The following is a 24,127-nucleotide window of genomic DNA, read 5'->3' on the forward strand; positions in this document are numbered from 1 at the left end:
CCCGGGCTCCATTTTTTGCCGCCGCGAGCGGCCCTTGCGCCGACAGGCGCTTTCGCGGTTCGGCGCTTCTTTTTTTTACCAGATTCACGCCCCGAGCGTTGCGATGGGCACGACCAGTATGCCGTCATTGCGGCGATAGGCCTTCCCACCTCGGCCGGTAAGGAACATCATGAACTCTGGTTCGCGAACTTGGGCCATGGGATTGCCGCAGATTTTGTTGCGGAAGGATTTGAGCTTATCCGCATTGTCATCGTTCACCTTAAGGTCACTGAGTTTTATTTCGATGGCACCCCACCTGCCGTCAGACAACTCGATAATGACATCAACTTCAAGCCCCTTGTCATCGCGGTAGTAGGCGATGCGATTGTTCGCGCCCGGCATGGCCGACAGATATACATTCAAATCACGAATGCACAGCGTTTCAAACAGATCGCCGAGCGTCTGTGTATCCCGCATCAGCGTCTTCGGCGACGCACCTAAAACCGCAGCAGGCAACGAAGGATCCACGAAATATCGCTTGGGCTTGGTTCGCACACGACTCTTTGCGCGGAGTGGCGGTTCCCAACCCTCCAAATCCGTCAGCAGATACAAGTCCTTGAACATTTCCAAATAGCTCTTCACCGTCTGCGTATCCGGCTCGCGCCGCTCATCGCCATATGCCATATCCGCAGCCAGCGTCGCATATTTTGGTGCCTGCGAGATGTTCACGGCAAGAGCTCGCATCAAAGCTCGTGCAGTTTCAGGATTCTTCTTCATCTTCGGCACGCTGATATCCAGCACACTTGCGATATATTCGCCCGGGATTTCCAAGGCGAATTCATCGTCTAGCTCAAGATTTGCGGGCCAACCGCCACGGCAACACCATCTGGCGATGTCTTCGATACTCGTATTGCATTCGGCAGGCTCGAATTTCCCCTCGAACAAATCGGATAGGCTGACCGCGCCCGTGGATTCTCCGGATTCAGCCAAGCTCATGGGCCACATGCGCAGACGAGCAATGCGACCAGTGCCGCTGTGATGAATGGCGTCACGATCCTTTGGAATAGCCGAACCTGTAAGAATCAGCTGCCCCTTGCGGTTCGCATTGTCATCTATATGGCGACGAGCGGCATCCCAAATTTGCGGTACATCTTGCCATTCGTCCACCAGATGGGGCTCCTCCCCCATCAGCACCAATGCAGGATCGGTTTGGGCGGCCGCGAAAACTGCCACATCATCCAGACGGTCAACGCTTCGAGACCGGGAGAGCGCGGTCCATGTCTTGCCGCACCATTTCGGCCCAACGATTTCCACCGCACCGAACGCCTTGAGCAGTTTGCTTAATCTGCTATCTACCACGCGTGAACGATAATCAGGCCTGGTCAAGGTACCATCGCGACCACTCAAATCGTTCATATTGCAGCCTTTCCCAGTTCTATCGTTCTAACAATATAGATTTTACACCAGTTTCATTCCCGATTTTACACCTATCTCATTCCCGGTTTTACACCAGTTTCATTCCCTGTTTTACACCGTGTTGTTTTTTACGCTTTACCCTCTCAGAGGTATCAGAGGCAGATCTCGGCACGGACAGGGCATTGTCCTGCTGCAACTGGCCTATCGCAGCAAAAAGTCGAATCACCCACAAATCCAATCCGATAAGCAAGCCGCGCCATTACCAATTCGGCAGGTCGGCAAACTTGGACTAGGCTGGGAATCATGGAACTCCATGTTTTGAATCATCCGCTGGTCGAGCACAAGCTCACCGTGCTGCGCGACAAGAACACCCCCTCCTCCACCTTCCGCGAGCTCGTCTCCGAACTCGTGATGCTTGAGGCCTACGAGGCCACCCGCAACCTGTCCGTGGTGGCCGCGCCGATCGAGACGCCGGTCGCCCCGATGACCGGCAAGAAGCTCGCCTCCCCGCGCCCGATCATCGTGCCGGTGCTGCGCGCTGGCTTGGGCATGCTCGACGGCATGACCCGCCTGATTCCGACTGCTGAAGTCGGCTTCCTGGGCATGAAGCGCGACGAGGAGCACCCCACCCAGCAGGTGACGTACGCGAACCGTCTGCCCGAGGACCTGTCCGGCCGCCAGTGCTTCCTCATCGACCCGATGCTCGCCACCGGCGGAACGCTGGTCGCCGCCACGCACTACCTGGCCGAGCGCGGCGCCAAGGACGTGACCGCGATCAACATCATCGCGGCCCCCGAAGGCATCAAGTACGTCGAGGAGCACATCGACCCGTCCATCGACTTCAAGGTCGTGGTGTGCGCGGTCGACGAACGTCTTAACGACAAGTGCTACATCGTGCCGGGACTCGGCGACGCCGGTGACCGTCTCTATGGCGTAATTGACTGATTTCCCTGGCTCCCCTCCCCGAGGGGAGCCAACATAACGGAACATCTATGCAAATCGACATTATTGCGCCGGGGCGCGTGAAGGAGCGTTACCTTCGCGACGCCATTGACGAGTATTCCAAGCGACTTTCGCGCTACTGCAAGCTCAACATCATTGAAGTGGCAGATGAGAAAACGCCTGACCATGCCTCCGAAGGCGTTGACCGACAGATCAAGGCCAGAGAAGGCGAACGCATCGCCAAGCATCTGAAGGACGGCGCGTTTGTTATTGCCCTTGCCATCAATGGCAAGCAGCTGTCCAGTGAAGAATTGGCCGCCAAAATCAACGACCTTGGATTGCGTGGCACCAGCCATATTCAGCTGGTCATCGGCGGTTCAATCGGCCTTGACGACGCGATTCTGCGTCGTGCTGATTTTCTGCTGAGTTTCTCGAAGATGACGTTCCCGCATCAGCTTATGCGCGTGATTCTGCTGGAGCAGATCTATCGCGCTTATAAAATCAACGCTGGCGAGCCGTATCACAAGTAAAACGCCATACCTCATGGGGCGGGAAATCCCCCATGGGGCGGTAATTGCCCCATGAGGCGGCAAAATCCTCATGGGGCGGTATGCCAAAATGGCTTAATTCCGCGGTTTCACATATTCTTCAAACCGCCCCATGGGCAAGTTACCGCCCGATGAGCCTGTAACCACCCCATGGGCGCATCAATAACGCCCTCAACCTCACACTGCGTCGGGGACGAACGCTTCGAAGATGTGGCGGTCGAAGTAGGGGGCGCACTGGGCGAGTTCATCGCTGCTGCGCACGGTCCATGAAACCGGCATCGCACCCATCGAACGAGCGAGCTTGACTTGCGGCGAAGCGCCACCAGTCCAGTCATAAGCCACGAAATCAGGACGAGACAGCCAGTCGAACGCCAGTAAGCCGGCGGCCCATTCAGCCGCACCATTCTTGCTCAGCTTCGCCGGCCAGCTCAGCTGACCGCGGCACACCTCAGGGTGATGCTCCTTGTACCAATTCACCGCGCCCGGGTGGAAGGATTCGATCACGTACGGGCCGTCATACGCCTCAAGCAAGGCGTGGCCCTTTTCCATGAGCTCTTCGCTACGCTCATCCCAAGCCCTGTTGTTGCTGAACTTGTATTCCACAATCAGCGGAGCCCGGCCGGCCACCACGTCCAGCACATCGGAGAACAGCGGCACATGCTGGTAGTACCCCTTCGGCGCGGCGGACGGCGTGACCACCAGCGGCGGGTTCGCGTCGGCACCCGGCAACGGTTCGGCCTTCAAATCGCCTGACTCGCCGTTCGGGAAGAGCGGAATACGGGCGAGTTCGTCGTAAGTCAGGTCTTCGATGCGGCGCGGATCGCCGGCCACGCGCAACAAATCGGCGTCATGGACCACGACCACTTGGCCGTCGAGCGTAAGCTGCACGTCGAGTTCGATGCCATAGCCAGCCTCGCAGGCGGCGGCGAACGCGGCCAGCGAGTTTTCGGGAGCAATCGGACCGGTCATATCCGCACTGCCGTAGCCGGCCTTGACAGCCATGCGACGGGCAAGCGACACATAATCATCGTTTTCGGCGATGGATCGCTCAGTGGTATCGGCTTGGGCGCTAACCGGATTATCCCCACCATAATCAGCGATATCGGTATAGCCGACCAAACCAGAACCCGCATCATGCAAGCCACGATGGGCATACCATACCTCCGGAATGGAGGGCACGAAATTACGACGCTTGTCATTGAACGTGCGCGGGGCCACGGCCCACACGGCAGCACCGGCGGCGGCCACGCCTGCCAGCGCCACGTTTCTCCAGAGCTTCGACGACATTGGAATCCTTCCTGTTGGGCTGCCTCTAGCCTAACGCTTCTGCCAGCCATTGTGGAGTGGTTGGATCATCCGGTTTCAGCGCGCGGTCCAGGTGGTTGGCGCGCAGTGGCTCCCAGCTGAAATCTGCCAGCAGATCGGCGGGTTTGCAAGGAATTGGAGTGGGTTGCAGACGCAGCAGCCAGGCGCAGTATCCGATGATTTGCTCGGGGGTTACGTTGCGGGCGCGCAAGGCTCCCATATCCAGCGAACGTTCGCGCTTGGCTAAACGCCGGCCGGCCGCATTGTCGATAAGCGGCAGGTGCGCATACTCGGGGTGCTCGGCGAGAGGCTTTTCCGTGTTGCCGCATTCCGGCTCAAAGCCGCCAGCCAACAGACACTGGCGAATCCACATTTGCAGCGCGGTGGAGCGCAGCAGATCACGGCCGCGCACGATATCATCAACACCCATATCGAGGTCATCCACGACCACGACCAGTTGATAGCCGAACAGTCCATCGGCTCGGCGAATCACGGAATCGCCTACCTCGCGGGCCAAATCGTAGTGCTGTGGACTATAGACACGGTCGTTAAAGCATGCGACACCATCAACGATTCCGGCATCGCCCTGCTGTTCCGGCGGCACGGCTCCCGACAGCGCAGCGGAATCGTCAGGCACTGTACGTTGCTTTTCTCCCGCTGCCGATTCCGGCATGGCGATACGGATGGAATGCTGGTCGCCGCGAACCAAACGGGCACGGACCTCGTCGGGATGGTCGTGCAGCAGGCGGCGGCACGTGCCGGGGTACACCATGAAGCCGTCGCCCTCGTTGGGGGCCGAGGCGGCGCGAATGTCGGCACGCGAGCAGAAACAGGGGTACAGCACACCTTGCGAGCGCAGGCATTCGAGAGCGTATTCGTATCGTTCAGTGCGCTGGGATTGGAACATCGGTTCGCCATCCCAGTCGAGGCCGAGCCAATGCAGGTCATCCATCATGAGCTGGTCCGCACCGGCGACCACACGCGGCTTGTCCACGTCCTCGATACGCATCAGCATGCGGTCGCCACGCGAGCGGGCCGAAAGCCATGCACCCAACATGGCGTACACGTTGCCGATATGCATGCGCCCCGACGGCGTCGGCGCGAATCGTCCAGTCACTGGCCCTCCTCGTATGAAGTTCAGCACCATGGTAGCGAAAAGGCTCTCCTCCTCAGAGGAGAGCCAATATAGTGAAGCTCGCCAGCCCGAACTCCCCTCAGTCAGCTTCGCTGACAGCTTTGCTCAGAGAGGGGAGCCAGTGATTGTCACTTGTCTTCGGTGACGTTGTCCACGCTCACGTCCGGATTGTCGGAGACAATCTGGTCGCTCGCCCAAGCGGAGAGCTCCAGATGTTCGCCGCCGGTCTGGTCGACGAGCACGGTGTCACCGTCGTGGACCTTGCCGGCCAGCAGCATACGGGCCAGCTGGTCGCCCACTTCGGTCTGTACCAGGCGGCGCAGCGGACGAGCGCCATAAGCCGGGTCGTAACCGGTGTTGGCCAGCCATTCGCGAGCCGAGTCGGTGACGTCCAGCGTGATGCGGCGATCGGTCAGACGCTGGGACACGCCAGCCACCTGGATATCCACGATGCCGCCAAGCTCCTCGCGCGTAAGCGGGTGGAACATGACGATGTCGTCCAGACGGTTCAGGAACTCCGGCTTGAAGTTCATGTGGACAGCGTCCATCACGGCCTTTTTCTTGGCGTCGGCGTCCATGTCCTCGTTCACGAGGAACTGCGAGCCGAGGTTAGAGGTCATAATCAGGATCGTGTTCTTGAAGTCCACGGTCCTTCCCTGGCCATCGGTCAGGCGACCATCGTCAAGTACCTGCAGCAGCACGTCGAAGATCTCCGGGTTGGCCTTCTCGACCTCGTCGAACAGCACCACGGAATACGGGCGACGGCGCACGGCCTCGGTCAGCTGGCCGCCCTGCTCGTAGCCCACGTAGCCCGGCGCCGCGCCAATCAGGCGCGAGACCGAAGCCTTCTCCATGTATTCGGACATGTCGATGCGGACCATGGCCTTCTCGTCGTCGAACAGGAAGTCGGCGAGCGCCTTGGCCAGTTCGGTCTTGCCCACACCGGTGGGGCCGAGGAACAGGAACGATCCGGTCGGACGGTTCGGGTCGGAGATGCCGGCACGCGAACGGCGCACCGCGTCGGACACGGCGGCGATGGCTTCCTTCTGGCCGATCACACGCTTGCCGAGGTAGTCCTCCATGTGCAGCAGCTTCTCGTTTTCGCCCTGCATCAGGCGGCCGACGGGAATGCCGGTCCAGTCGGAGACGATCTCAGCCACCGAGTCGGCGTCCACACGGTCCGGGACCATCGGCTCATCGGCCGGGTTGGCCGCGCTGGCATCGGCAGATTCGGCATCCGCGCTCTCCGCGGCGGCAAGCTCCTTCTGAATGGACGGAATCTCGCCGTACAGAATCTTCGAGGCCTCCGCCAAGTTGCCTTCACGGGTATACTTATCCGCCTGCACGCGCAGGTCGTCGAGCTTGGCACGCAGGTCGCCGACCTTGTTGTGGCCAGCCTGTTCCGCATCCCAACGCGCCTTGAGACCGCTGAGCTTCTCACGGGTGTCCGCAAGTTCGGCTTGCAGCTTGCCCAGACGCTCCTTGGACGCAGGATCCTCGGCCTTCTTGAGCTGCATTTCCTCCATTTCAAGACGGGTCACCTTGCGCTGCAGCTCATCGATCTCCTCAGGCGAGGAGTCGAGCTCCATACGCAGGTGAGCGGCCGCCTCATCGACCAGATCGATGGCCTTGTCCGGCAGCTGACGACCCGAAATGTAACGGTTCGAGAGGGTCGCGGCGGCAACCAGCGCGTCGTCGCCGATCGTTACCTTATGGTGCGCCTCGTAACGCTGCTTCAGACCACGCAGAATGGCGATGGTGTCTTCCACGCTCGGCTCACCCACGAACACCTGCTGGAAACGACGCTCCAGCGCCGGATCCTTCTCGATGTTCTCGCGGTACTCGTCCAGCGTGGTCGCGCCGATCAGGCGCAGCTCGCCACGGGCCAGCATGGGCTTCAACATATTGCCGGCATCCATCGAGCCTTCGGCCGCACCCGCGCCGACGATGGTGTGGATCTCATCGATGAAGGTGATGATCTGACCATCCGCATTCTTGATTTCGTTCAGGACGCTCTTCAGGCGCTCCTCGAACTCGCCACGGTACTTCGAACCGGCCACCATGGAGCCCAAGTCAAGGGAGATGAGCTTCTTGCCTTGCAGGGTGGTGGGCACGTCGCCCGCCACGATACGCTGGGCCAAACCCTCCACGACGGCGGTCTTGCCGACGCCGGGCTCGCCAATCAGCACCGGGTTGTTCTTGGTACGACGGGAGAGGATCTGAATCACGCGGCGGATTTCCTGGTCACGTCCGATGACCGGGTCCAGCTTGCCTTCCTTGGCGGCGGCCGTCAGGTCGGTGGAGTACTTCTCTAGGGCCTTGTACGAGCCTTCCGCGTCCGGGCTGGTGACCTTCGCGCCACCACGCACGCCGGGTACGGCCTTGCGCAGGGAGGCTGCGGTGACGCCGTTCTTCTCCAAGATTTCGGCCGACTGGTTCGGCTTGCTGGCCGCGATGCCGATAAGCAGATGTTCGGTGGAGACGTATTCGTCGCCCATCTGCTGCATTTCCTTCTCAGCCTGGGCGATGGCGGCGGTCAGCTGGCGGCTGGCCTGTGGCTGCGAGGTGCTGGATCCGGATGCGCTCGGCAGCGCGACCAAAGCGTTGCGCACCGCCGCGCCGATGGCCTGCGGGTCCCCGCCCGCGGCCTCGATCAGAGAGCGCGCCACGCCGTTTTCCTGGCGCAGCAGCGCATCCATGACGTGCAGGGTCTCGACCTGCGCGTTTCCTGCGGCGGACGCACTCTGAATCGCGTCGCCGACGGCTTCTTGGGCCATAGTGGTGAACTTCTGTTCCATATCGTATTCCTCCATATCATGCGGTCTGCGCAGTGCGGCTCGCGGGCTTCGAAAGCCCTGCGAGCGTTGCGACAGACCGCAGCTTGTCGTTGTCTGATATGGTCAACCGACCTGGAACCCATTCTATTCCCAAAACTTGAGTGCATATGACTCAAGTTTTGGATTTTGGTGGGGAGGGTGACTAGTAGCCCCCTCTGATGAGGAAGCTTGGGCAGCCGCTACTTCAGTGCGCCGACGGCGGATTCGGCGGCGGCGAGGACTTCGCCGGAGAGAATCGCCTCGGCCACGCCCTCAATCTGCGGGGTGGTCCAGGTATCGCGTACGTCGGGGCCGATTTCGTTGGCGTACTGGCGCACCACGCGGTATACGGCGGCGCCCGCCGCACCCGGACGGTACGGCTTGCGGAAGTCGAAGGAGCGGCAGGAGCACAGCAGTTCCACGGCCAGCACGCGCGCAAAGGCCGGAATCGACCGGCGCAGCTTGCGGGCGGCGGCCCAACCCATCGACACGTGATCTTCCTGCATGGCGGAGCTTGGAATCGAATCGACCGAGGCAGGCACGGCGTTACGCTTCATTTCGGAGACGATGCCGGCAGCGGTGTATTGGGCGATCATGAAACCGGAGTCCACGCCCGGGTCACCAGCCAGGAACGCCGGCAGGCCGCGGTTGCGCGCCACGTCAAGGAAGCGGTCGGTACGACGCTCGGAGATAGAGGCTACGTCGGCGGTCGGAATCGCCAGGAAATCGAGCACATAGGCCAGCGGCGCGCCATGGAAGTTGCCGTTGGACTCCACACGGCCGTCCAGCGTGACGCACGGGTTATCGATGGCGGAGGCGAGTTCCACGCCCGCCACGGAGGCCGCGTATTCCACGGTGTCGCGGGCGGCGCCGTGCACCTGCGGGGTGCAGCGCAGCGAGTAGGCGTCCTGCACACGCACGGTGGAGCCCGGGCGGCCGGCCTCAATCAGACCAGAGTCCTTGAGCATGCGGGCGATGTTCGCGGCGGAATCGCCTTGGCCGCGATGCGGGCGCAGCGCCTGCAAGTCGGCGGCGAATACGCGGTCGTTGCCGAGCATGCCTTCCACGCTCATCGCGGCGGCGACATCCGCGGTCTTGAGCAGCAGGCGCAGATCGGTGATGGCCATACACAACATGCCGAGCATGCCGTCGGTGCCGTTGACCAGCGCCAGTCCTTCCTTCTCTTTCAAATCGACGGGCGTGATGCCGGCCGCACGCAGCGCTTCGCCGCCGCCGATCTTGAGGCCGTCAGCGTTGCGGGCCTCGCCTTCACCCATCGCCACCAAAGCACAGGCTGCGAGCGGCGCCAGATCACCGGAGCATCCGAGTGAACCGTATTCGTAGACCACCGGGGTGATGCCGGCGTTCAGCATATCGGCGTAGACCTGCGCGGTTTCCGGGCGCACACCGGTGCGTCCGGTGCACAGGGTGCTCAGGCGCAGCACCAGCAGGCCGCGCACCACCTCACGCTCCACTTCCGGTCCGGCACCGGCGGCATGCGAGCGGATCAGACTTTTCTGCAGCTGCGCGCGCTGTTCCTTGGGGATGGAGGTGGAGGCGAGCGCGCCGAATCCGGTGGAGATGCCGTAATGCGGCACGGTGTCGTCGGCCAAATGATCGATAACCGCGCGACTCAGCGCCATCTCATGCTTCGATTCGTCCGAAATCGCCACTTTGGCGCCGCCGCGCGCTACGGCGATAACGTCCTCGATGCTCAGCGCTCCAACACCTACGGTGACCGTCTGCTCTGCCATGCTCATACCTTTCTATATACGTGCCGCATTCCGCATATACGGCATATGCGGCACATGCTTCGCCGGGGATCCGCGACTGCCCGCATTCGCTCACCGCACCTGCCCACCAACAGCAGGCGACGCAAACGCGACCAATCGCTCCCCGAGTAATCAAACCTTGGCCATTTCACCTCAGTCGGATGCCCGCCATAAGCCACTTCGTCCATCTTGTGTCTGAAATCTCAGACATGTAAGGTGATGGAAATATGAGCCATGCCTCGCAGCAATACGCCTTCACCGAGCCACGTACCGTCAAGCGGGCGCAGGTGAAGCCATCAGAACGGGAACATCAGACATCATCATCCGCGCCACGTGTCTCGCTGGCTCCGGCGGCCGACCGTACGCTCGACATCCTCGAGTTCATCGCGAGCAATGGTCAGACGCAAGCCGCCACGCTCGCTCGCGAACTCGGCATTCCGCGCTCCACGGTGTACCAATTGTTGGAGATTTTGGAGCGTCACGGACTGGTCACCCGCCTTGCCGAGCAGCGCGCGTACGGCATCGGACTCAAGACTTTCGAGCTGGGATCGGCCTATTCTCGCCAACATCGTGTATCGCAGGTCGCGCATCCGGTGTTGGCGCGTCTTGTTGACGAGACCGGCGAAAACGGACATCTGGCCGTGCTGCACGGCAACGAAATCATTTATGTGATTGAGGAGCGCGCCGCGCATCGCCCGCCGCTAGTGTCAGGCGTGGGCGTGCGCCTACCCAGTCACCTGACCGCCACCGGGCGGGCCATTCTGTCCGCACTCCCCCGCAATCAGGTCCGCGCGCTATATCCCAATCGTCAGGCGTTCACCGACCGCACCGGCATCGGCCCCAAATCGCCCAAGGAGCTGGAGGCGACGCTCGCCGAAACCCGGCGCACCGGTTTTGCCGAGGAACACGGCGACGTGACGCCCGGCTTCGATTCATACGCCGTCGCTGTGCGCGACTACAACGATTTCCCCATCGCCGGGCTGGCTCTCACTTTCGTGAGCGGATCGCTGCGCTCCGAACAGGAGCGGTCTCTTAAGACCAAGCTGCGGCTTGCCGGCGCGGAACTGTCCCGGCGTCTCGGCGCGGTCGGCAGTTTGACATGAGGATTCGCGAGATCATCGTGTTGGGCTCCTTCGCCCCGATCACGATTTTCTCAACTAAGTTCACCGATTCGCTGACCGGCAACGCCAAGCTCGCCGGCTTCTCGCTGACAGTGACGGCCATCATCAGCCTGGTGGTGATGACCGCCCTGCACGCACTTCTGCCGGGAGCGTAAGGCGCGTTCTTGTTCTCCGCCTGGACGGTTCCCCTCAGAGAGGGGAACCAGAACGAGTCACGCCCGAACGATTACGTTGCGCAGATCACCGATGCCTTCGACGTGCACGATGGTCTCGTCGCCTGGGTCGAGGTGGCCAGAGGCGTTCGGGGTGCCGGTCATGATGACGTCGCCAGGCAGCAGCGTGGAGAACGACGAAATCGCGGCAATCTGCTCGGGGATGCCGTGAATCAGGTTCGCGGTGGTGCCAGACGCCATCGGCACATCCTCGCCGTTCAGCGTGAAGGAAATCTTGGCGTCCTTCCAGTCGAGGTCGTCACGCATCACGATCCACGGGCCAAGCGGGCAGGAGGTGTCGAAGCCCTTGGCTCGCGTCCACGTGGGGTCGATGCCCTGCAGATCGCGCAACGTCACGTCGTTCACGCAGGTGAAGCCGAGCACGTAATCCATCGCGTTTTCAACGGACACGTTCTTGGCGATGCGTCCCATCACCACGGCCACTTCCGGCTCGAAGTTCATGTCCTTGGAGCAGGCCGGGTACACAATCGGGTCGTCGGGGCCGATTACCGAGGTGGACGGCTTGGTGAAGATCACCATGTCCTCCGGCGCGTGGGCGATTTCGGAGTGGCCGGCCTCGTGCATGAACTGGGCGTGGGCCTCGTAGTTCTTGGCCAGACCGTAAACCTTGGAGGGGATCACCGGGGAAAGCAGGCGGATGCCGTCGCCGTCGACCGGGTAACGAGTGCCGGTGGGCTTGACCTGGTCGCCGGCCAGCGGATGACCGTCGAGTTCGATGAGGTAGTCCTTGCCGTCCGTTTCGTCCTTTTGTACGAAGGCGTAGCGCGGCGAATCATTCAAAGAAAAACGTGCGAGTCTCATGCCTGTAAGCCTACTCCTTGGCGGTTCCTTCCGCAGAAGCATCCGTCCAAGGAGCAAGCAGACCGGCCTTCAATCGACCAAAACGCACGTTCGCTGGGATTGCTACTTTTCGGTCCAGGTTTTGTCATACAGCGACTGGCCGCTTTGCGTGTGCATGATGACGCGCAATGATGCCTTGCCGCTGGAGGTCTTGCACATCGAGCCCAGCAGATTCGCGGTGGATTGATAGGTGCTGTCCATAGCATCCAGTGAGGAAGCGAAGGTATCGCCTAGCGAGGCGTAGCTGTCGTCGAGCACGTACTCGTACACCAAGGTGTCACCGTCGACACGGTAGTTGAAGGTGATGCCGGTGTCTGCAAACGTATCCGCTTCGGATTCAATGGAGTCCTTGAATTCCAAAGAGTCGACGAAATCCTGAATCGAATCGTACAGCCCATAATCGCCGTCGGTTAGATCGTCATGGGTTTCGCCCAACGTGTCGTCCAGCACATCGTCAAGATTATCTTGAGCTTTGCTCTTATCGCTGCTATCACCGTTGCCCGAAGAGGACTGACTATAGAAGGAATCGGTTTTCGCCTCATCTATAGCCTTGCTGGCATACGAGGCACCGCCGACGATCAGCGCGATGACCAGTATTACCTGTATCACCATGCCCGCCGCACTGATGATGATGCCGGCGATGGCCAAGCCCTTGCCCTTGCCGCCCTGTTTCTTAATCTGGTTGAGGCCCACGATGCTCAGGATCAGACCGAGGAGTGAGACAAGGAACGAGCAGATAAAACCGGCAATAGCCAGACCGTTGTACTTCTGGTTCGCTTCAGGCGGCACACTGCCGTAAGAACCAGACCATCCCGGCTGGCCGTTCGGTTGGCCGCCTTGCATATACGGGTTATAGGGCGTTTGCGGAGGCACGGCCCCGCCGCCCGGATATACCGGAGCACTGACGCTGCCGTAGACCGGAGGAACCGATCCGCCTGCCGGAGCCGCCCCCGGATAGGGCGCGGGCGCTGCCGGTGCGGGCGCGGGCGCAGCGGCAGGAGTCACTGGTGGCAAAGCCTGCGTAGGCGGTACCGGCTGATTGGCCGGTGCAAAAGGCTGGGTGGGCTGCTCGGCAGGTGTAAACGCCTGTGTAGGCTGCTCAACAGGAGTGAACGCTTGAGTGGACTGTTCGCCCGCTGCGATTGCTTGGGTTGGAGCATTGTTGGCGGCGGTTCCCGTTTCCGCCGTCATCGCATTTAACGGCTCAGTCGGATTGGCGTCAGCTTGCTGCCACGGCACCTGGCCGTTCGGATTGACATTCGGATCAGTCATGACATGCACTCCTTCAACTGCATCGCACCCCACTTGCGAGATGCGCCCCTCGTCTTACGCGCCACATTGTGCGTTACAGACAACTGTACTCCTCGTGGCGAGCCTTAAGTACCCCAGGAAATTTGTCCCCGTCATCGACGCGACGTGGCACTTTACCAATTCAGTCAAATAATTGCTTCACGAACACCAATCACGCTCAAACTTTGTGCATTTGGCGCGGTCTCCAAACCAGCTGTTCAAACCACTCTCTGCGGAGCGATTCTTGCGTCAGAAGACGGGCAGCCCCTCGACTGGCTCGTAGCGCGTGGCGCGGCCACGACCACGAGATTGCGCAAAGCCGTCTTCAACGAGACTTTTCAGCAGTGCCCGAGCACGCGAGACCCCTAATTCCATATGCTCCGCTAATTCGGAAGTTGATATGCTGCCTTGACTCACAAGATACTGTAGCGCTTCTGATTCCGATTTGGAGAGGTGTCCCACGGAAGTCCAGGATTTCATGGACTCGCTATTTGCTGGCGTCATAACAGATCCGCCAAGGTTTGTGTACCGTACTACAAGTTTTACGCGATCAGGACGAGTTAGCACTTCCAGCAGTGGATGCGGCGCGCCAACAGAATCACAACCAGCTCGCATCACATCAAAGCCACTTCCTGCTTTTTCACCGATACCGATGAGAAAAAACATTTTCATGAGGATAGGATTGCGTGCATCAGATATTCCACCTTGCTCCGCCTCGGCCTTTGTAACACGGAGCCGCCCAGGATTGGTGAACTCGATGGTTGATTGGCGCCTAATAATCACAGTGCCTCTTCTACCCATATAGTCCGCATGAACGATAGCGTTGGTTAACGCCTCGCGAATAGTGATTTCCATGGGATTTTCATCCATACGTCGCGCTTCTCCGTCCAAACGGAATGGGCGCGGCACCGCCTGCCGCAGCCTACCATATACTGACTGCCAAAAATCGTATAAGTTGCCGGACCAAATTCCGTCAGTAGAGGTAATGCGATCATCCCAACGATCGAGTCCAATTTCTTCACGATAGTCAAGGAAATAATTTGCGAATTCCCGCACGATATCATATTCGCGCCCAAACATCAGCAATCCAGCAATAGTTGGATGCAACTGATTATCTTTGGTAGAACGAGCGAGCGCCTGCAGACGCACGAGAAAATCTTCGTCATTGAGGTTACGCCACGGATGGTTCGGGCGAATCCTTTGAAAATAAGAACGGTACGAGGCAATCGTGCCTGAATCCAATGCGGCACTACCCAAATCTTCCACGATACGAAGATCCTGAGGAGTGTCACTGCCATCGCGAAACATTGCTTTGACTTCATCCCGGTCGCAATGGTAGTCACCCTCGTTATTCCTTCTGAAGGTGCCCCTATGCTGTTCCCGGCTAAAAGGATCAGCGCCCACATATATAGGCATGATCTCCCGCCCTGCACGAGGGACATGAATCACGATGAAATCACCGGACGATCCATGTCGAATCACAACATCTTGGTCGGAAAGTACTGTGGCGTTGACCTTGGAACGGTCATTGACAGTATTCCAAAAATCCCGTTTGAGCTTTTCTGCATCCGTTACCCCTGTTACATTCAATTCTCGTCGCGAGTTCTCTGAAACACCAAGAAGAATAAGACCGCCATCAGAGTTGGCAAATGCACTATACGTATCCCATAGACTGTCTGGTAATTTGTCTTTGGCCTTTTTCGCCTCAATACAATTATCTTCTCGAAGTAGCCTCACATCCGACTCGGAAAGGCTGGCAAGAGAAATCAACTCAATAACGTCAGAATTCGCCACTTTATACGCCTTTCCGCCAGTCTACCGCCACTTTATACGCCTTTCCGCCAGTCTACCGCCACTTTATACGCCTTTCCGCCAGTTTTTCATTCTGGGGAAGCCGAGCCATGTTCAAGCAGCGTCATCCCCCCACTTGCAACGTTAAAAACACAAAAGCCTGAAACCGGCTATTGCCTCAGCAATATTCAGTCGGTTTCAGGCTCAATCGTTAATCCTCTGGCGAAACGACGGTCTACTTCTTCAGTAGCGGTGCGACTTGCTCCTCGTAAGCGGTCAGGGCGGTGTCGATCACGTTGTGCATGTCGTAGTACTTGTACGTGCCCAGACGACCGCCGAACACGGTGTTCGGCTCGGCCTTGGCCTTGGCCTCGTACTGGGCGTACAGTGCCTTGTCCGCATCCGTGTTGACCGGGTAGTACGGCTCGTCGCCGCGTTCGGCGAAACGGCTGTATTCCTCCCACACCACGGTCTTGTTCGGGTTCTGGGCATCGCGGCGCTCCGGGTTGAAGTTCTTGAACTCGATGGCGCGCGTGTACGGCACGTCCGCGTCGGAGAAGTTCATCACCGGGCAGCCGAAGTGGTCGCCCTCATCGTAGCGGACCTCCTTGAAGTCCACCGTGCGCCACTTGAGGTCGCCGAGCTCATAGTCGAAGTAACGGTCCACCGGGCCCGTGTACACGACGGGCACGCCAGCCGCCTGCAGCGCCTTCTTGTTGTACGGCTGGGACTCGTCGAAGAAGTCCACGCCGAGCTCCACGGTGATGCGCGGGTCGTCGATCATCTTCTCCATCCACGCGGTGTAGCCGTCGGCGGGCAGGCCCTCCCACGTGTCCTTGAAGTAGCGGTTGTCGTAGTTAAAGCGCACGGGCAGGCGCTTGATGATGTCGGCCGGCAGCTCGGAGGGGTCGGTCTGCCACTGCTTGCCGGTGTAGTTCTTGATGAACGCCTCGTACAGCGGGCGGCCGATGAGCTGAATGCCCTTGTCGTTCAGGTTGGCCGGATCGGTGCCGGCCAGCTCGCCCGCCTGCTCTGCGATGAGCTTCTGCGCCTCGGACGGCGTGTAATGCGCGTGGAAGAACTGGTTGATGGTGCCGAGGTTGATGGGCAGCGGGTAGACCTCGCCGTCATGCGTGGCGTACACGCGGTGCACGTAGTTCGTGAACGAGGTGAAACGGTTCACGTAGTCCCACACGCGCTTGTTGGAGGTGTGGAACAAGTGCGCGCCGTACTTGTGGATCTCCGCGCCGGTCTCCTCGTCCATATACGAGTAGGCGTTGCCGCCGATGTGGTCACGGATATCGATGATGTGCACGCGGGCGCCGGTGTGCTCCACCGCCTGCTGCGCCACCGTCAGGCCAAACAGGCCCGCGCCGACGATGACCAAATCCGGGTACTGCGCGCCCTCCGACGGGCCGTGCTGCGTATTCTCCGCCGCATTTGCCATGACTCAAAACCTTTCAACCGGCATGTGCGATTCCACACGCGTTTCATTGTCCACCAGTGTAGCGAGAAGCACCTATGTACACATGCGATTCCGAATTCAGCGGCTCCTATAGGCTTCGGGCTTCCGGCTTGCGCAGGCTGGGTTTCGGCTTTACTTGGTTCACGCGCGACGTGCGCCTACCCTGTGACATACTGTTCATGTCCGCATAAACAGGGCGGCCTGCCGGCTACGACCGCAGGGCGCAGACACGTGAAGAAGGATTCGCCATGACGCAGGTTTCGCCGCTTGTCTCGATCATCGTGCCGGTGTACAACGCCGAGAGATACCTGCGTTACTGCGTGGACTCGATTCTTCAGCAGTCGTATGAGCATCTGGAGATCATCCTCGTGGACGACGGCGCCACCGATTCCAGCCCGATGATTCTGGACGAATACCAGCGGCGAGACAATCGCGTGCGCGTTATCCACCAGACGAATGGTGGCATCGCGAAGGCGCAGAACGCCGGATTGGATGCGGCGCACGGCGATTACATCGCGTTCGCCGACAACGACGACATCCTCGACCGCCGCAACATCGAACTGCTGCTGCACGCGCTGATTTCGACCGGCGCGGACATGAGCAAGGCCCGCTGGAGGCAGTTCGGCGTCTCCCAAATCGAGGAAGTCGCGATGAAAGCCCGTGAAGGCGCCGCCGAACCTGAACATGTGAGCGTGTTCACGAATCCGCTGAACGCCTACCAGACCGTATTCTGCAAGAGCCTGCGCCTGATCGGCGACAAGCTTGGCCACAACACGGAGGCCCGCTATTTCAACGAGGCGAACTGGTGCCGCCTGTACAAGCGCGAACTATGGGACGGCGTGCGATTCCCGGAAGGCATGTACGCGCAGGACACAGCTATCGCAGGACACCTGTACGTGCGTATGAACAAAGTGGCGGATATTGACGTGAACCTGTACAACTGGCTTCAGCGCCCGGAATCCGTAACACACCAAAAGCGTGACTTCGCGTTCCACCACGACCACATCACTGCGGCATCAGATAATTTCCGTCTCTGTCTTGACCGAGGCGTCCTCCCCATGCGTAGCTACTACACGTTGATCGGCGAACTGGAAGCCGAGAGGGAATCTCCTAACTTCCATATTCCAGAAAACCAGCAGCAGTACGAAACCGACCGTCAGGAAATTAATACCCTACTAGCCAATCTCACCCGCGCACAGCGCATACGGTGCGCCGTCATCCAGCGCATTCGTCTGTTTGAGAAGTATATCTACGACCGCAGAATCAAAAATATGCGATAAACATTCTTTACTGTACAGTCCTCCTCGTCCAATAAAACAGAGCCCGTTGTCTAGATGGAAGTGCGATACCCTTTAAATTGGAGATTGTCCAGATAACCAGTGAAAGGGTGTCGCACCTTGGGTCAAGTGCATTCGCACCTTGGGTCAAGTGCATTCGCATCTGTCGGAAGAGGAGGTAGTGGGGTGCGCACAGATATCAAGTCGGGAAGAACGGTTCGTCAATCAGGTATCGAATTGCTTCGTATCATCGCCATGTATCTTATCGTCGCCCACCATATGGTCAATCACAACAGTTTCGATTTTCTCGGACAGGACAATTCGTTCAGAAAAGTAATTCTCTCCTTATTTGAGTATATTCCGGGAAAAATCGGCATTGCATTGTTCTTTATAGCTTCGGCATGGTTCCTTTCCTCAGGCAATCAAAGTTTGAAGAAATCCTGCAGGAAAATATGGAAACTGGAACGCGCTATCGTATTCTGGAGTCTTACCGCGTTGATCCTGCAATACCATCTTGACCCGGGGACCATACATCTTCAACAGATCATCAGCGCTTTATTCCCTACTGTCACACAATTATGGTGGTACACAACCTGCTACGTCCTGTTTCTCATTTTCTTACCGTTCCTTAATCTCAGTTTTAAAAAATAGGACAACATGATCACAAAATCCTGGCATTTGTCATGATCATGGTCTGGGGCGCATCATCGTTAATTCCCTACGAGGCGTTGAATATCGGCCTGAACATCATTGGATTCATCTACGTATATACGTTGATCACCTACTATCGCTGGTATATGCAACCGCTATCGACAAAAACCGCCCTGATTATCGCGACTGCCTGCACTCTGCTGTTGCTCGCATGGAACGTTTCGTTTGAGCTGTTATACACCGATAAGCACGCCGGAGAGTATCAGGCTCTGATGTACATCATGGACAGAGAGTGGTCGCTGCCGATACTCGGCTTGAGCTTGGGTATGTTCATCATATTTTCCCGCATGCAGTTCCGCTCCCGGATAATCAACACGATCGCTTCATGGACGTTAGGTGTATATCTAATCACAGACCACAGTTACATACGAGACTTACTGTGGACCCAGTGGTTCGCCTTCGACAAGTACTACCAATCACACTTCCCGGTTGTTATTATGCTGGCAATATCCATGCTGGTATTCACAGCAGGACTGGCCCTTGAGGCTGTTCGCAAGATGATGTTTCAACTTATACCGATGGGAGACGGAGTATTTAACTGGTTGTGGAATAGATGCAGACTATTCGTCGCCCATTCCACCGGACAGAACGATTCCTCTCTTGACTAGCACTGCATTCATCTGGAGAACGATACGGTCCAGCGATACGGCAAAGATGACAACAAAAATGGGAAGGAAGGAATACAGGTAGCGCGCCCTAGTCTCGAATAGCATCAGGAAGCATGTCAATCCGATAAAGGATAGGCGAAGAAACACCGCATAATCATCAGTATTTTTCCTTGGTAGCAGTAAAGCGGCGCACAACAACAGAATCATCCACAGCAGCTGCTGCAGTGACCCAAAAACGGAAGGCGTATTGTTTTCCATGTAGTACAGCTTTTTCAGCGAATTAGGCAGATTCCTCTCACTGGGCACCTCAGGGAATCCCTTACCCTCATGTCCGATGCCAAATGTTCCATCACCATATGTAGTGACGAGTTTTACGGCATAAAAATGGATTGCGGAATCAGCGTTCATTGCCTGCAAACGCCGTAATGCTACATCAAGATCTTTCGCTTGACGATCGGTTTTATCTGGAATGCCCGCAGAAATCTTCACATCGTTCAAATTGAACGCACCATATGACTGCGGGTTCGCCCCCATCATCAAATAATGATGATAGGAAAACGCCATTTCTGGATTTGGATTGACATGAAGGTGTTTCTTTAACAGAGGAGAAGCAACACCGTAGATAAGGGTAGCCGACACAAGAATCGAAAGGAATATGCAGAGAATGTCTTTCAGGACGCCTTCCCTTCTGGCATAACGGAGTATGCAATCAATGACTAACGCAACTACAAGAACCAATACCGTCGGCTTGAACAAGCTGCCGACGAAAGCGGAAAACACCATTACCACAAGCACAATATAGGTAATAGGTGCGGCAGAATTCCGATAAATAAGATATAGCGATATGACGGTGGCTACGAAGGGGAACAGGAACGTATCCGTATAAGGTGTTCCGATCCAAAACGAAAGAGAACCTAATATTGTTGCAATAATCCAAGATGCATAGACTATGCATGCCTTGCCGATAGCACTGCCTATCCCTAAAGCCAGGATAAGACATCCCAAGTTGACACCCAGTGCTCCCACAGACGCTGTAAACATCGCTGGATCCAGCTTAAGGACGAAGCTCACGCGCACAAGAAACTGCATCAGGACAGCCAGCCCATAATTGTTGGGGAACATATCAAAATACGGTTGAAATGCCCCTAAATCCCCTCCCCTTACGGCGGCTACAGCATAATTGAATATCGTGTCAGGATCCCAATTGGCAACATATGGCGTATATCTGATAACCGCATTTTGGAATACCAATACCGCGACACTCAACAGGGGAAGCACATAGCAGTAGCTATTGCCACCTTTACAGGAATACTTCAGCAATGCATATGTCAGCAATACAACAAAAAGCAACGCGACAACGAAAAACACGGGCATAGGCAAGGCATACTTCGGTCGCAATCCATAGGGATTTTCCAGCGATGAGTACCCGAACGACACCAGGAACAATATCATAACGGCAATAACGCTGTAGATAGCATATACTGTGTAGGTCAGATAGACGCCCAATCGAGCCAAACCCATATCTATGGTGTCACGCATCGTTTCCCTATCAATCCGAATTCTTCATTCATCCCATGCTGATCTGTGCATGCTGCAATGCAGTTCGCACCCCATGCATTGCAGCATACTCACCGCTCAGCTTTCGTGCTTCTGCTGTTCGCTGCTTTCCAGCGACTGCGCAGCAATCGCCTGTTCGTCCTCCAAATTGACGGCGATGGCGGCACGAACGCCTTTCCATTTCTCGATAACGAACAACGGATTGAGAGCAAGCCAATACAACTTGCGCTTCCATGTATATTGCCGGTCACGCAGGATGAACAACGAACCCAACGTGAAGGCACGCACGACCTGCTTGACAACGAACGCGATGGAAATCGGATCCATGGTTTTGCCTACGCGACGAACTCCCACGATCTCGTCGAACATACGCTTCCTGTAGTCACGTAGCTTAATCTCGTTGGTGTGCCACACATTTGCACGAGGGGCATAGGCCTTCACGTACCCATGCCGGATGAGGTCCTCGCCGAACTTCTGGTCCTCGGCATAGGGAATATCCTGATAGGGGACGTCGCACAACAGCACGGATTTGCGCGCGGCCGAGTTCACGTCCGAGTAGAACGTGACGAGGTCGAAGAGCTGTTGCGAGTCAATAAAGTCATCATCATAGAACAGTGTGGTACCGAAGTCCGGGCCGAACTGCTTGAACGTGCGGATGATCTCCTCCTTCAGCAGCGGTAGCGCGGTGGCACGCGGATCCTGCTTACCCATCACGCCCACGACCTGTGGGAAACGCTCCAGCGGCTGAATGATCTCGTACAGCCAACGATCATGGGCGGGAGTGGCATCCTGCGTGAGGTAGATGACATATTCGCCACGCGCCTTCTCCGCAGCCTGCTGACGCACCCTGCCGTGGGAAAATTCCGGTTTGGTGATGGTTTCGTACCGGAAATGCCGGAATTTCGGCGCCCAGGATCTGATGATCTCGGGCGTGCGATCCTTGGAGCTGGTGTCAATGACGAGAATCTCGTATTCGAAGTCCACCTTCTGCTTATGCAATGCAGTGAACAACTCATCCAGATTATCCTCGCCGTAATAGGTGGGAATGAAGACGGTGGCTTTGATGTCAGTCATGATTCTGTACGGTGGCCTCTCTAAGAATGATACGTTCGAACTTCTCATAGGAGGCATCCCAGGAAGAGCTTTCCGCTCTCTTGGAGATGCGTTGGCAGCGCGCTTCGATGTCCGAATCGTTGACGACCTTGTCAAGCCCGTGGGCAAGTTCGATCGGAGAATTGAGCGTGTACACGATGTCCGGGTTCTCTCCGATGACCATGCGGTTGTTGTCGCCGTCATTCATCACCGGAACGCAACCGGCGGCAAGCAGCTCAAGCGGCAACAGGGACGCATTGGTGAGAGAGAGCACGAGACACGCCTCGGACTCATGATAGATTTCGGCGAGCTGCGCGGGGTTGACGATGCCGCGGTTCTCGTACGGGAAGGGGATGTCGTAGTCAGACACGTCCCATCCGAAAAACACGATCTTGTAGTCAGGGTGCATCTGGTGGAATTTCGCCAAGGCGAGCACACCGATCTCGAAAGCCCGGCGTTCGGTAACGGGGCGGCCGTAGAAGCAAATCTGCTTCTTCTTGGTTACATCACCTTTCGGCTTGTAGATGTCGAGGTCGGCACCGAAGTCGAAGTAGTCGGCGGGCATATCGAATTCACCGACCTTCTTGGTGAGCCAACGGCCGGCGGTGATGCCGTAGAAACCGAACCTATACGTGTTTTCGGCGAGCACCGACTTGGACCCCATACCGTAGAAGAGCGGCTCGTAATCCTGCACAAAATACATCTTGTGTGCATTGGTCTTCATGTTGAAGACCGGATATGCAGTCTCCCATCCCGTGGCGAAAAGCACGTCAAGATCGATGTTGCTGATGTCCTTGACCGGCACGCAAGTCACATCGATATCGAAATGCTCCTTGAGCAGCTGGTGGGAGTATTCGGCCGGCTGTTTGGCGATACTCTCATATATAAAGAACGTAACGTTATGCCCGCGTTCCTGCAAGGATTTGGCGAAGCGTGCGATGGTATGTTGTCCTCCACTGCCGACGCTGATGGGAGACAGCACCCAACCAATATTGAGCTTGCTCTTCTCCACCTTCACCGGAGCGTGATATGGATGCGCCACGAAATCCGCCGCCACGACATCTTCGGCAGAAGTCATAACATCCAACGGACGCTTAGCAACCAGATTTCCTGAAGCCGCTTGCTGTTGCAGCCTACGGTTCAGGTAATCCAACGAGCGAAGTAGCGTGACTCGAATACCACTCTTCCTGAGATACTGTGCAAAAGCACCGATTTTTGACATCATTTCGCCTTCCCTAGCAGACGACGCATATAACGAACTGGAGCGAGGATAGCACCACCTATCTTCCACTGGAGAGAAGCATACACAGATTCCCTGAAAGCAATCGATTCCCGGACGGTCCGTTCCTTCTCTTCGAGAGAGTGAATAGTGTTCAGCAGCAAATCGATTTCCGCGCTGAAGTACCGGAATTCATCAGGATACTGAGCGTTATACTTCTGCCAGATATGATGACGCACTAGCAACAGCTTTAACAAATCAGCTTCCTGTTGATCGTTGCGCGAATCGGCATTCTCATGTTTCCGGTAGTAGTACAACGGCTCATCAAGCAGAACAGGCGACGCACCTGTCAGGCATAGTCCCAATGCAAAATCCCAATCTTCATATCCAACACCGTTAAGATACGAGTCATATTTCACACCGGATTGACGCAAATATGGTACGGAAATCATTGCATACGCACCGATGTAGTTTTCATGTTTCAACTTTTCGAGATTGTACTGAGGGTACAACGAGTCGAAATTCACTCGTCCGAAATACTTGACCTGACAGTAGACAATATTAGCTCGACTTTCGGTCGCAGCATTAACTGCCTTCCGTACATAGTCAGCATCAAGATAATCATCCGCATCAAGCTGAATGAGATAATCGCCTTCGGCTAGCCCAAGTACCTTGTTGCGCGTGGCGACAACACCCATATTCTTCTGGGTGACGAGTTCGACGGAATCTCCATATGTGTTCCTGATAAGGTCCACCGACCCGTCCGTGGAGCCATCATCTACAACGAGAACCTCGATGTTGCGGTAGGTCTGGTTCAGGACGCTGTCAATCGCCTCGCACACATACTGCGAGTAGTTGTGGTTGATTACCGCAACCGATACGAGCGGCTCAGCGGTCACTGGACCGGGTTCCTTTGGATACATGGCTTGAGGCTTCTCTGGCATCACAAACGGCTATCCTAACAGAACCAACACCTAGACTGGCACCGGTGAATGTCGTGAAAAGACAGT

General features: G+C 57.1%; 20 protein-coding genes. 7 read left to right on the forward strand and 13 right to left on the reverse strand.

From position 1 onward, the window contains the following. Positions 1–84: 84 nt before the first annotated feature. Entirely contained in the window at positions 85–1,395 is a 1,311-nt protein-coding gene (locus BLLJ_RS09165) for an ATP-binding protein (RefSeq protein ID WP_013582955.1), read from the reverse strand. A 303-nt stretch (positions 1,396–1,698) separates the two neighbouring features. Between BLLJ_RS09165 and upp the strand changes: the two genes are divergently transcribed. Then, on the forward strand, positions 1,699–2,340 hold the full coding sequence (gene upp / locus BLLJ_RS09170; protein ID WP_007053093.1) for a uracil phosphoribosyltransferase: 642 nt from the start codon (positions 1,699–1,701) through the stop codon (positions 2,338–2,340). Between the two features lie 47 nt (positions 2,341–2,387). Then, the gene (gene rlmH, locus BLLJ_RS09175) at positions 2,388–2,867 is read left to right on the forward strand and encodes a 23S rRNA (pseudouridine(1915)-N(3))-methyltransferase RlmH (RefSeq protein ID WP_007053094.1); all 480 of its coding nucleotides are present in this window, start codon (positions 2,388–2,390) and stop codon (positions 2,865–2,867) included. Positions 2,868–3,062: 195 nt separating this feature from the next. Here the strand turns inward: rlmH and BLLJ_RS09180 are convergent, their stop codons facing one another. From BLLJ_RS09180 to hutH, 4 genes are all read right to left on the reverse strand, one after another. Then, positions 3,063–4,172: a glycerophosphodiester phosphodiesterase family protein gene (locus tag BLLJ_RS09180; protein WP_007054177.1), complete on the reverse strand. Its 1,110-nt coding sequence runs from the start codon at positions 4,170–4,172 to the stop codon at positions 3,063–3,065. Between the two features lie 25 nt (positions 4,173–4,197). Beyond that, the gene (locus BLLJ_RS09185) at positions 4,198–5,307 is read right to left on the reverse strand and encodes a glutamyl-Q tRNA(Asp) synthetase (protein WP_007056156.1); all 1,110 of its coding nucleotides are present in this window, start codon (positions 5,305–5,307) and stop codon (positions 4,198–4,200) included. Between the two features lie 146 nt (positions 5,308–5,453). Next, positions 5,454–8,123: an ATP-dependent chaperone ClpB gene (gene clpB / locus BLLJ_RS09190; RefSeq protein WP_007057489.1), complete on the reverse strand. Its 2,670-nt coding sequence runs from the start codon at positions 8,121–8,123 to the stop codon at positions 5,454–5,456. A gap of 218 nt (positions 8,124–8,341) precedes the next feature. Then, entirely contained in the window at positions 8,342–9,895 is a 1,554-nt protein-coding gene (gene hutH, locus BLLJ_RS09195; protein WP_007053099.1) for a histidine ammonia-lyase, read from the reverse strand. Between the two features lie 245 nt (positions 9,896–10,140). Here hutH and BLLJ_RS09200 point away from each other — a divergent pair, with 245 nt between their 5' ends. Further along, positions 10,141–11,016 carry an IclR family transcriptional regulator gene (locus BLLJ_RS09200; protein ID WP_013582956.1) on the forward strand — a complete coding sequence of 292 codons (876 nt, stop codon included), beginning with the start codon at positions 10,141–10,143 and terminating at the stop codon, positions 11,014–11,016. Beyond that, on the forward strand, positions 11,013–11,189 hold the full coding sequence (locus BLLJ_RS11295) for a hypothetical protein (protein ID WP_007053102.1): 177 nt from the start codon (positions 11,013–11,015) through the stop codon (positions 11,187–11,189). The genes BLLJ_RS09200 and BLLJ_RS11295 overlap by 4 nt, the downstream gene beginning before the upstream one ends. Positions 11,190–11,246: 57 nt before the next feature. Here the strand turns inward: BLLJ_RS11295 and BLLJ_RS09205 are convergent, their stop codons facing one another. From BLLJ_RS09205 to glf, 4 genes are all read right to left on the reverse strand, one after another. Continuing rightward, positions 11,247–12,068 (reverse strand): fumarylacetoacetate hydrolase family protein, encoded by an 822-nt coding sequence (locus tag BLLJ_RS09205; RefSeq protein WP_013582957.1) that lies wholly within the window; start codon positions 12,066–12,068, stop codon positions 11,247–11,249. Positions 12,069–12,170: 102 nt separating this feature from the next. Beyond that, on the reverse strand, positions 12,171–13,379 hold the full coding sequence (locus tag BLLJ_RS09210) for a DUF4854 domain-containing protein (protein WP_013582958.1): 1,209 nt from the start codon (positions 13,377–13,379) through the stop codon (positions 12,171–12,173). Between the two features lie 267 nt (positions 13,380–13,646). After that, on the reverse strand, positions 13,647–15,191 hold the full coding sequence (locus tag BLLJ_RS09215) for an RNA-binding domain-containing protein (protein WP_007057474.1): 1,545 nt from the start codon (positions 15,189–15,191) through the stop codon (positions 13,647–13,649). Positions 15,192–15,423: 232 nt separating this feature from the next. Beyond that, positions 15,424–16,635: a UDP-galactopyranose mutase gene (glf, locus tag BLLJ_RS09220; RefSeq protein ID WP_013582959.1), complete on the reverse strand. Its 1,212-nt coding sequence runs from the start codon at positions 16,633–16,635 to the stop codon at positions 15,424–15,426. A 266-nt stretch (positions 16,636–16,901) separates the two neighbouring features. Between glf and BLLJ_RS09225 the strand changes: the two genes are divergently transcribed. The 3 genes from BLLJ_RS09225 (at position 16,902) to BLLJ_RS11480 (ending at position 19,249) form a co-directional block, all read left to right on the forward strand. Further along, positions 16,902–17,933, forward strand: coding sequence for a glycosyltransferase family 2 protein (locus tag BLLJ_RS09225; RefSeq protein WP_013582960.1), 1,032 nt, complete (start codon positions 16,902–16,904; stop codon positions 17,931–17,933). 126 nt (positions 17,934–18,059) lie between these two features. Then, positions 18,060–18,581 carry an acyltransferase family protein gene (locus tag BLLJ_RS11475; RefSeq protein ID WP_231837341.1) on the forward strand — a complete coding sequence of 174 codons (522 nt, stop codon included), beginning with the start codon at positions 18,060–18,062 and terminating at the stop codon, positions 18,579–18,581. A 32-nt stretch (positions 18,582–18,613) separates the two neighbouring features. Beyond that, complete coding sequence (locus tag BLLJ_RS11480) at positions 18,614–19,249, forward strand: hypothetical protein (protein ID WP_013582961.1); 636 nt, start codon at positions 18,614–18,616, stop codon at positions 19,247–19,249. On the opposite strand, the gene BLLJ_RS09235 is transcribed toward BLLJ_RS11480, so the two are convergent. From BLLJ_RS09235 to BLLJ_RS09250, 4 genes are all read right to left on the reverse strand, one after another. Beyond that, a complete protein-coding gene (locus tag BLLJ_RS09235; protein WP_013582962.1) occupies positions 19,202–20,788 on the reverse strand; it encodes a glycosyltransferase family protein in 1,587 nt (528 codons plus the stop codon). The two genes, BLLJ_RS11480 and BLLJ_RS09235, sit on opposite strands and share 48 nt — an antisense overlap. 96 nt (positions 20,789–20,884) lie before the next feature. Then, positions 20,885–21,880, reverse strand: a complete 996-nt coding sequence (locus BLLJ_RS09240; RefSeq protein ID WP_013582963.1) for a glycosyltransferase family 2 protein — start codon at positions 21,878–21,880, stop codon at positions 20,885–20,887. Further along, positions 21,873–22,976 carry a glycosyltransferase family 4 protein gene (locus BLLJ_RS09245; protein WP_081347137.1) on the reverse strand — a complete coding sequence of 368 codons (1,104 nt, stop codon included), beginning with the start codon at positions 22,974–22,976 and terminating at the stop codon, positions 21,873–21,875. The genes BLLJ_RS09240 and BLLJ_RS09245 overlap by 8 nt, the downstream gene beginning before the upstream one ends. A gap of 143 nt (positions 22,977–23,119) precedes the next feature. Then, positions 23,120–24,061: a glycosyltransferase family 2 protein gene (locus BLLJ_RS09250; protein ID WP_080557743.1), complete on the reverse strand. Its 942-nt coding sequence runs from the start codon at positions 24,059–24,061 to the stop codon at positions 23,120–23,122. Positions 24,062–24,127 lie beyond the last annotated feature (66 nt).

The sequence above is a fragment of the Bifidobacterium longum subsp. longum JCM 1217 genome (assembly GCF_000196555.1).
Classification (GTDB): domain Bacteria; phylum Actinomycetota; class Actinomycetes; order Actinomycetales; family Bifidobacteriaceae; genus Bifidobacterium; species Bifidobacterium longum.